The 1,688-nt window shown below is 63.3% G+C and carries 4 protein-coding genes; all 4 read left to right on the top strand.

The window, feature by feature from the left end:
- Positions 1–167: cold-shock protein (locus tag AC0QTX_RS27385; protein ID WP_474606945.1), on the top strand; the 167-nt coding region annotated here is incomplete at its 5' end.
- Positions 168–285: 118 nt separating this feature from the next.
- Complete coding sequence (locus AC0QTX_RS27380) at positions 286–477, top strand: hypothetical protein (protein ID WP_474606944.1); 192 nt, start codon at positions 286–288, stop codon at positions 475–477.
- A complete protein-coding gene (locus AC0QTX_RS27375) occupies positions 474–851 on the top strand; it encodes a DUF6481 family protein (RefSeq protein ID WP_474606943.1) in 378 nt (125 codons plus the stop codon). The genes AC0QTX_RS27380 and AC0QTX_RS27375 overlap by 4 nt, the downstream gene beginning before the upstream one ends.
- A gap of 67 nt (positions 852–918) precedes the next feature.
- Positions 919–1,688 (top strand): histidine kinase dimerization/phosphoacceptor domain -containing protein (locus AC0QTX_RS27370; protein WP_474606942.1); only part of this gene is annotated, 770 nt, incomplete at its 3' end.

Raw genomic sequence — 1,688 nt, 5'->3', positions numbered from 1 at the left:
TCGGCTTCATCCAGCCCACCGACGGCAGCAAGGACGTGTTCGTCCACGCCACCGCTCTCGAGCGCGCCGGCATGCGCAACCTTGTCGAGGGTCAGAAGGTTGCCTTCGACACCGCCGAAGACCGCCGCTCCGGCAAGATCGCCGTCAGCAACATCGAGACGGCGTAAAGCCAGTCTCTTCGGTGCAGCATGATCTGCGCTGATCCATCGAGGCCGCTCCCCCCGGGAGCGGCTTTTTGTTTGCCTTCATGGTGCTGCCTTTGGCAGTCCCCACTGGAGAACCAAGATGTTTTACAAATACAAGATCCGTCAGATGGTGCGCCTCGTCCGTGCGCCGGTCTCTGACAGCCGCGCCAGCGGCAGCGGCGTCTACGAAGTGATCCGCCTCATGCCGGCCGACGAGACAGGTGAGGTTTCTTACCGGATCAGATCGGGTGTGACGGAGCGTGCCGTCCGCGAGAGCGAGATCAGGGCATGAGTGGCTTCCGGGACAAGGGATTTGGCGACCGGCTGAGCAGGGCCGCGAACGCCCGCAAGGCGATGCTGGAGCGTGTCCGGGCAAAGCCGGGCGCCGACGATCCGGCTGTGGCTGAGCGCAAAGCAGCCCGGCAGGCTGTCAGTGCCGCCCGCGAGGCGCGGCTGGCTGAACGCAAGACTGCCAAGATTGCCGAGCAGGCCCGCGAGACCGCGGAACGGGAGGCAAGCCAAGCGGCTGAACATGAGCAGCGCCTTGCTCAGGAAGCCAACGAAGTTGTAGTGAGAGCAGAGAGAGCCGAGCGCCAGGTTGCTCTGGAAGCCGAGCAAAAGGCAGCCCGGGATGCCCGCTATGCCGCCCGAAAGGCGCGCAAGTGAGCTAATCCGGGGCATCCGCCAAACACCTGACAGCCTGGCACCGCAGCCTCATCACACTGGATTGGCCATGAACGAGTTTGAGGAGAACAAGGCAGACACCCCTGAGCGAACCGTGTCCGAGCGCCACATCGAAGCCGTACGGCAGCAAGGCGGGATGTTCGTCGAGGCCGTCCGCCGCACCCGCATGCCCATGCTTGTGACCGACGCCACCCTGCCCGGCAATCCGATTGTTTTTGCCAACCAGTCCTTCGTTGATCTTTCCGGCTACAGCATGGACGAGCTGCTCGGACAGGACCCGCACTTCATGAATGGCGAAGGCACCAACCCTGAGGCCATCCGGCGCTATCAGGCCGCGATCGTGGAGGGTCGGGACGAAACGCTGGAGATCCTTCAGTACCGCAAGGACGGCACGCCGTTTCGGGCGATGCTGTTCGCCAGTCCCATTGATGACGGCCAGGGCACCGTCACCAATCATTTCCTCTCCTACCTCGACATCACCCGACGCTACGATGCCGAAGAGGACCTTCGGATCCTTGCTTCTGAACTGGAGGTCCGAGTGGCGGCCAGAACCCGGGAGTTGGAGACCGCCAACAGGAAGCTTTCTTCCCTGGTCGCCGAGCGGGAGATGCTGCTGGTCGAGGTCAACCATCGGGCCAAGAACAGCCTGGCTATTGCTGCATCCCTCCTGGCGATCCAGGGCCGACGGCAGCCGGACCCGGCCGTCAGGGCTCTGTTCGAGGAGGCCCAGGATCGTCTCAACGCCATGGCTCGGGTGCACGACCTCTTGAGCAAGTCGGAAAAGGCTCAACGCGTCGACGTCTCAGTGTACGTGGCAGA

It is taken from the genome of Microvirga sp. jy35, assembly GCF_056148915.1.
This window is presented reverse-complemented; position numbering and strand designations above follow the sequence as displayed.